Annotated in this window: 6 protein-coding genes; 3 read left to right on the top strand and 3 right to left on the bottom strand. The window is 74.2% G+C overall.

The annotated features are described in order from the left end of the window. Positions 1–173: 173 nt before the first annotated feature. A complete protein-coding gene (locus ACFWIC_RS02065; protein ID WP_380515027.1) occupies positions 174–1,811 on the top strand; it encodes an amidohydrolase in 1,638 nt (545 codons plus the stop codon). Between the two features lie 18 nt (positions 1,812–1,829). Here ACFWIC_RS02065 and ACFWIC_RS02060 read toward each other — a convergent pair whose 3' ends face one another. Beyond that, positions 1,830–2,228, bottom strand: coding sequence for a MerR family transcriptional regulator (locus tag ACFWIC_RS02060; RefSeq protein ID WP_329949130.1), 399 nt, complete (start codon positions 2,226–2,228; stop codon positions 1,830–1,832). A 167-nt stretch (positions 2,229–2,395) separates the two neighbouring features. Between ACFWIC_RS02060 and ACFWIC_RS02055 the strand changes: the two genes are divergently transcribed. Both ACFWIC_RS02055 and ACFWIC_RS02050 read left to right on the top strand, forming a co-directional pair. Beyond that, positions 2,396–2,827 carry a PPOX class F420-dependent oxidoreductase gene (locus ACFWIC_RS02055; RefSeq protein ID WP_329949128.1) on the top strand — a complete coding sequence of 144 codons (432 nt, stop codon included), beginning with the start codon at positions 2,396–2,398 and terminating at the stop codon, positions 2,825–2,827. 259 nt (positions 2,828–3,086) lie between these two features. Next, positions 3,087–4,295, top strand: a complete 1,209-nt coding sequence (locus ACFWIC_RS02050; RefSeq protein ID WP_380515024.1) for a serine hydrolase domain-containing protein — start codon at positions 3,087–3,089, stop codon at positions 4,293–4,295. Positions 4,296–4,419: 124 nt separating this feature from the next. Here the strand turns inward: ACFWIC_RS02050 and ACFWIC_RS02045 are convergent, their stop codons facing one another. Both ACFWIC_RS02045 and ACFWIC_RS02040 read right to left on the bottom strand, forming a co-directional pair. Next, positions 4,420–5,643 carry a sensor histidine kinase gene (locus ACFWIC_RS02045; RefSeq protein ID WP_380515022.1) on the bottom strand — a complete coding sequence of 408 codons (1,224 nt, stop codon included), beginning with the start codon at positions 5,641–5,643 and terminating at the stop codon, positions 4,420–4,422. A 520-nt stretch (positions 5,644–6,163) separates the two neighbouring features. After that, a partial coding sequence (locus tag ACFWIC_RS02040) for an IS701 family transposase (RefSeq protein WP_380515019.1) occupies positions 6,164–7,036 on the bottom strand: 873 nt, incomplete at its 5' end.

The raw sequence follows: 7,036 nt of genomic DNA, 5'->3' as shown, positions 1-7,036 counted from the left end.
CCACCCCCCCGCCCCGCCACCACGCCTGCGGGCCCCCCCGCCCCCTGAAGCCGCGGCCCCCCCGCCGGCCCCCCCGGCCCGCCCCCCGGAGCAACCGTCCGCGGGCCGCCGCGCCCCACCCCGGCCGGGCAACCCCCCCCGACCTGTCACGACACCGACTTGGAGCACCACCCATGACCAAGGCCGATCTGCTCTTCACCCACGGCCCCGTCCACACCGGGGACCCGGCCCGCACCCGTGCGACCAGCCTCGCCGTCACCGGCGAGCGCATCACGGCCGTCGGCCACGACGAGGTGCGGGAGCTGATCGGACCGGGGACGGATGTGGTCGACCTGACCGGCCGACTGCTGCTCCCCGGGTTCCAGGACGCGCACATCCACGCCGTCCACGGCGGCCAGGAGCTCGCCGACTGCGACCTGACCGGCACCCTGGGCGTCGAGGAGTACCTGCGGAGGGTGCGCGAGTACGCCGACGCCCACCCCGACCGGCCCTGGATCACCGGCAGCGGCTGGTCCCTGGAGAGCTTCGAGGGCGGTCTGCCCGACCGGCGGCTCCTCGACTCCGTCGTCCCCGACCGGCCGGTGTACCTGCTCAACCGGGACCACCACGGCGCCTGGGTCAACAGCCGGGCCCTCGAACTGGCCGGCCTCGACCGGAACTCGCCGGACCCGGCCGACGGCCGGATCGAGCGCGACGCCGACGGCACCCCGACCGGCGTCCTCCAGGAGGGCGCCACCGGGCTGGTCGCCCGCCTCGTCCCGGCCCAGACCGCCGCCGACCGGCTGGCCGGCCTGCTGCGGGCGCAGCGGCTGCTGCACTCCCTCGGCATCACCGGCTGGCAGGACGCGCTGCTCGGCGCCTTCAACGGCCAGCCCGACCCGTCCGACGCCTACCTCACCGCCGCCCGTGACGGCTCGCTGACCGCGCGGGTCACCGGCGCGCTCTGGTGGGAACGCGACCGGGGCGCCGAGCAGATCCCCGGGCTCGTCGCCCACCGCGAGGAGCTGACCGTGGGGCGGTTCCGCGCCCCCGCCGTCAAGATCATGCAGGACGGCATCGCGGAGAACTTCACCGCCGCCATGACCAGCCCCTACTTCGACGGCTGCGGCTGCGCCACCGGCAACAGCGGCCTGAGCTTCGTCGATCCCGTCGCGCTGCGCTCCTACGTCACCGAACTGGACGCGCACGACTTCCAGGTGCACTTCCACGCACTCGGCGACCGCGCGGTGCGCGAGGCGCTCGACGCCGTCGAGGCCGCCCGCGCCGCCAACGGGTGGCGGGGCACCCGGCACCACCTCGCCCACCTCCAGGTCGTCCACCCGGACGACCTGCCCCGCTTCGCGCGGGTCGGCGCGATCGCCAACATCCAGCCGCTCTGGGCCGCCCACGAACCGCAGATGGACGAGCTGACCATCCCGTTCCTCGGCCCCGAACGCGCCGCCTGGCAGTACCCGTTCGGCGCGCTGCAGCGGGCCGGCGCCACCCTCGCGGCGGGCAGCGACTGGCCGGTGAGCAGCCCGGACCCGATCGCCGGGATCCACGTGGCCGTCAACCGGATGGAGCCGGAGGCGACCGACGGCCGGGTCTTCCTCCCCGAGCAGCGGCTCGACCTCGCCTCCGCGATCGCCGCCTACACGGCCGGCGCGGCCCACGTGAACGGCCTCGACGACGCGGGCACCCTGCGGGCCGGCCACCTCGCCGACCTGGTGGTCCTCGACCGGGACGTCTTCACGGCCCCGGCCGAGGAGATCGCCCGGGCCCGGGTCCTGCGGACGTACGTCGGCGGAACGCTGGTCCACGCGGCCGACTGACCGTCAGGCCGCCCGGCCTCACGCGGCGGCGGACCGGCGGTCGCCGCCCCGCTCGTGCCCCGACACCTGGCGCTCCGTGGCCTCCACGTAGGCGCGGAGCGCCTGGCGGGAGCGGGTGAGGGTGTCGATGTGGTCGTCCAGCCCGCGCAGACGCGCACGCAGGGTGTCCAGCAGCTCGGGGCACGGCTCGAAGTCGGGGACGGCGCCCACGGCGCAGGGCAGCAGGTACGCGATGTCCTGCGAGGACAGCCCGGCGGCGAGCAGCCGCCTGATCTGGGTGACGGTCAGCACGTCGGCCTCCGCGTACTCGCGGTAGCCGTTGGGCCCGCGGCCGGGCCGCAGCATGCCCTGCGCCTCGTAGTAGCGCAGCTGGTGGGCGTGGACCCCGGTCCGCCGGCTCAACTCCCCGATCAGCACCTGCGTTTCCCCCTTGACCTTCACACCGGTATGAAGGTCCACGATTCTGCCATGACCATCGAGCACGCCGAGTACTCCGGGCGCACCCACCACCCCGAACGCACCCGCCACACCGCACACGCCGGGACGACCGGGACGACCGGCCCGGCCCGGAACGGGGGCCGGGCATGACGGCGACACCGTTCGACCCGCGCGCCCTGCTCGCGGTGAGCAGGCTCGGCGTGCTGGCGACCGTCAAGTCCGACGGGCGGCCCCAACTGTCGCCCGTGATGCCCTTCTACGACCGGGAGGCGGAGCTGCTGTACGTGTCGATGACGGAGGGACGCGCCAAGACGGCCAACCTGCGCCGGGACCCGCGCGCCGCACTGGAGGTGACCCGGGCGGACGGCATGGCCTGGGCCACCGCCGAGGGGACGGTGACACTCACCGGGCCGGGGAGCGATCCGCACGGGCCCGAGGCGGAGGCACTGGTCGACTACTACCGCCGGGCCTCCGGCGAGCACCCGGACTGGGACGAGTACCGGGCGGTGATGGTCGCCGACCGGCGGGTGCTGATGGTGATGAAGGTCGAGCACGTCTACGGCGCCGCACTGCGCTGACGGCCCGGGCGGTTCCCGGGGCACGACCGCCCCGGGAACCGCCCCCAGTCCGTCCCGCAGTCTGTCCCGTAGACCGCCCGCGAGCCGTGCCGGACGGACCGCGGGACCGGGAGCACGGTCCCGGGAAAGGGGCGGCCCGGACCCGGCTCCCGGTGTCGGGGTCGTTCTGGGCGTGGACGAATCGGTGGGGCGCCGCATGGTCCTCTGGAGACCGGCCGGGGAATCCCCCGGAGAGCCCCTCACCACAGGAGTCCCTTCCGTGAACGAGCATGCAGCGCACCGGTCCAGTTCCCTCCGGCAGCGTCCGGGCGGTCGCCGCAGGACGGCGGCGGCGGTCGCCGTGGCCGTTGCGGCCGTGACGGCGGGCGCGCTGGTCCAGCCGGCGTTCGCGACGTCCCCGTCCCCGACGGCCACCCCCGAGAACGTCACGGCCGCCGCCCGGCCGGACACCGTGCAGAAGGGCCTGGACCGCCTGGTGCGCGAGGACGGCGTGCCGGGCGTACTGGCGGCGGTCAAGGGCCGCGACGGGCGCACCCGCAACTACACCGCCGGCGTCGGCGACCTCGCCACCCGCACGAAGGTGCCCGTCGACGGGCAGGTGCGGATAGGCAGCAACACCAAGACCTTCACCGCCGTGGTCGTGCTCCAACTGGTCGGCGAGGGCAAGGTCGAGCTCGACGCGTTCGTCGACACCTACCTGCCGGGCCTGGTACGCGGCGACGGCTTGGACGGGCGGAACATCACCGTCCGTCAGCTGCTCCAGCACACCAGCGGCCTCCCCGAGTACGTGGACCGCGACTTCGCCCTCTCGCACAAGGACTACTACTCCGAGCCCCGCGAGCTGCTCGACCGGGCCCTCGCCCAGAAGGCCCACTTCGCGCCGGGCACGAAGTGGGAGTACAACAACACCAACTACCTGCTGGCCGGCCTGATCATCCAGAAGATCACCGGCCGGCCCCTCGGCGAGGAGATCAACCGACGCGTCGTCGACCGTCTCGGGCTGCGCCACACCTACTTCCCCGCCCCGGGGGACCGGACCATCCACGAGCCCCACCCCAAGGGCTACGCCCGGGCGACCGAGGACGGGCCGCTGCGCGACTACACCGAGCTGGACCCCTCCTGGGGATGGGCCGCGGGCGCGATGGTCTCCACCCCCGGCGACCTCAACCGGTTCTTCAGCGGGCTGATCGGCGGCCGGCTCCTCAAGCCCGAGCTGCTGGCCCAGATGCGGACCACGGTGCCGGCCCCCGAGGTCGGCGCGGGCGTCGGCTACGGGCTGGGCCTGATCAGCACGCCGCTGTCCTGCGGCGGCGTGGCCTGGGGCCACGGCGGGACGATCCCGGGCTACCGGACGGGCGGCGGTGTGACCGAGGACGGCCGGGCCGTCAGCATCGCGGTGACCGTCCTCCCGACCCACGTGGTCGACCAGCACGCGGACGCCCTGGTGGACTCCGCCCTGTGCCGCTGACACACCCGCCGGGCCCGGGGGCGACGCCGCCCCCGGGCCCGGCCTTTGCCGCGGGCCCGGCCTTTGCCGCAGGCCCGGCCTTTGCCGCGGGCCCGGCCTTTGCCGCAGGCCCGTGCCTCCCGGCTCAGTCGAGCGGCGGAAGCGGCAGACCGGCCGCCACCCGGAACCCGCCGCCGTCGAGGCCGCCGGCCGTCAGGCTGCCGCCGTGCAGGGCGACGCGCTCGCGCATGCCGGTCAGCCCGTACCCGCTGCGGTAGCCGTCCGACCCCCTCGCCCCCGCCGGCTCGCCCGCACCGAGCGAGACCCCCGCACCGACCCCGGCACCGACCGGGACCCCCGCTCCGTTGTCCCGCACCTCGACGCTCACCCGGTCCGGGTGGTACGTCAGCCGGACACGGGCCCGCGCCGGGCCCGCGTGCTTGCGGGCGTTGGTCAGCGACTCCTGCACGATCCGGTACACCGTCAGGGCGACGCTCGGCGGCAGCGGGCGCTCCTCGCCGTGCACGGCCAGCTCGGCGGGCAGGCCCGCGCGCTCCGAGTCCTCGACGAGCCGCCGCAGGTCGGCGATCCCGGGCTGCGGGGCGGCGGGGGAGCCGGTGGCCTCCTCGGGCTCGTCCCCGGCGCGCAGGACGTCGAGCAGTTGACGCATCTCGCGCAGGGCCATCCGTCCGGAGCCCTCCAGCGAGACGAGGGCCTCGCGCACGACCTCGGTGTCGCGGCCGAGGTTGGCCCGGGCGCCGCCGGCCATCAGCTGCATGGTGGTGATGTGGTGCGCCACGATGTCGTGCAGCTCCCGCGCGATGCGACGGCGCTCGTCCGCCACCGCGCGGTCCGCCAGCAGGGTCCGCTTGATCGCCATCTCGCGCTGCCAGCGGCCGACCGCGAGGGCCGAGCCGACGACCAGGGCGACCGCGACCGAGACACCACCGATGTCCATGACCGGCGGGGGCATCGTCCGCCCCAGGCCGACCAGCGGGATGACGATCGCGGCCAGGGCGCCGGGCACCGTCACGGAGGCACGCCCGACGCGGGTGGCCTGGAACAGGGCGACCGCGACGGTGCTGTTGAAGTGGTGCGCCATCGGCGCGGTCAGGCTCTGCAGCAGGCTGACGGCCAGGACACAGACCAGCACGACGGTCGGGCGGCGACGGTGGCCGAGCAGGGGGAGGCCCGCGACGACGGCGAGCAGCAGCCCCAGGGGGGTGACGGGCAGGCCCTCGGCGGCGCCGAGCGCGTAGCCGAGCAGGTCCATCGAGGTCGCCCCGACGGCGAGCAGCGCGTCGTTGCGCGTCCAGAGCGGGCCGTCCTCGCCCCGGGGGAGCGGAACGGTCGGTCGGTACGTCGCCATGTGGTGCGGCCTTCCCTGCGGACGGCGCCCCCCGGGCCTTCACCGAGTGCGTGGCGACCGTCGTCGTCGGCGCCATCCTCCCACCGGCCCGAGCCGCTCCCGCAGCCCCCAGGTGCCATTCCCACCCGGGCCCCCGGTCCACCCCACCCCCCACCCCGGTCCCCCACTCCCGCCCGGGTTCCACGTCCATCGAGCAGCCTCGGCTCCGGCCTGGTTCGCAGAACCCATTGGGCGGGCGGCAGAGCGCCCTTCTCGACAGGATAGAGAGGGATGCTCCGGGTCTCATTTCGAGTAGTCGATCATGCCGCCTGCGGAGGGGTGCCTTAGTACTGCAACGGTGCTTACCGAGACGAGGCTTCAGCTCTTGGGCTGTGGCCTCGTCTGTTGTAGTGGCTGGTCCGGGCCTGATGCTGGCGTCGGCGGCGCCATCGGGACCAGTGCAGGATGTGGTCGATGCTGCGGCGGACGGGCCGGGTGAGGTGGGTGATCAGCCGGCGGATCTCGGGGACGGTGAGGGGTATCAGGTCTGACGTTCGAGCAGGTCCGGCCCCCTTTCGAGCTGTTGGGCCCGCATGACAGTAAGGTAGGCGTGGGCGGCCATGGCGAGGGTGATGTGCCGGTACCAGCCCTGGTGGCGGCGGACCTGGTAGTCGTCCAGGCCGCACTGGCCTTTTGCGCTCTGGAAGCATTCCTCGATCGCCCAGCGGGCGCCCGCGACGGCGATCAGCTCGTTGAGGGTGGCATCGGCGGGTGCGTAGGCGATGTAGTAGGCGATCCTTGTGGGATCGGTGATGCTGCGGCGGGCCAGGACCCAGTGCCTGCGGTCGGGGCGGTGCCAGGGCCGGACCTCGATGCGGGCCCAGTCGTAGATCCGCAGGCCGTGGGCGCCGTCGCCGCAGGACCGGCGCTTCCACTTCTGCCGGGGCAGGTCTGCGACCAGGTCATGCAGCCGATGGTCCATGGCCTGCCAGGTGACGACGGTGTCGTGGCGGGTGGTGGCCACGACGTGGAAGACGTCGGCCTGCTCCAACTCGTAGCGCCAGCCCTTGCTGTAGCCGTAGCCGGCGTCCGCGGTCACCCACCGGAACGGGATCTCGTCGTCAATCGCGCGGCGCACCATCGCCCGCGCGAGCTGGACCTTGGTGGCGAACTCGACCCCGTTGTCGATCCCCGCCGACCGGCAGCGTTCGCGGTCGTCCGTCCAGGACTTCGGCAGGTAGAGCGCCCGGTCGATCAACGTCCGGCCCAGCCCGCTCGAGTAGGCGAGGAAGACCCCGACCTGGCAGTTCTCGGTGCGGCCCGCGGTTCCGGAATATTGCCTTTGGACGCCGGCCGACCGAACGCCCTTCTTCAGGAAGCCGGTGTCGTCCACGATCAGCACGCCGCCGGGATC

This window comes from Kitasatospora sp. NPDC127035, from assembly GCF_042726075.1.
Taxonomy (GTDB): Bacteria; Actinomycetota; Actinomycetes; order Streptomycetales; family Streptomycetaceae; genus Kitasatospora.
The sequence above is the reverse complement of the archived record's forward strand: the minus strand, read 5'-3'. Positions and strand labels throughout refer to the sequence as shown.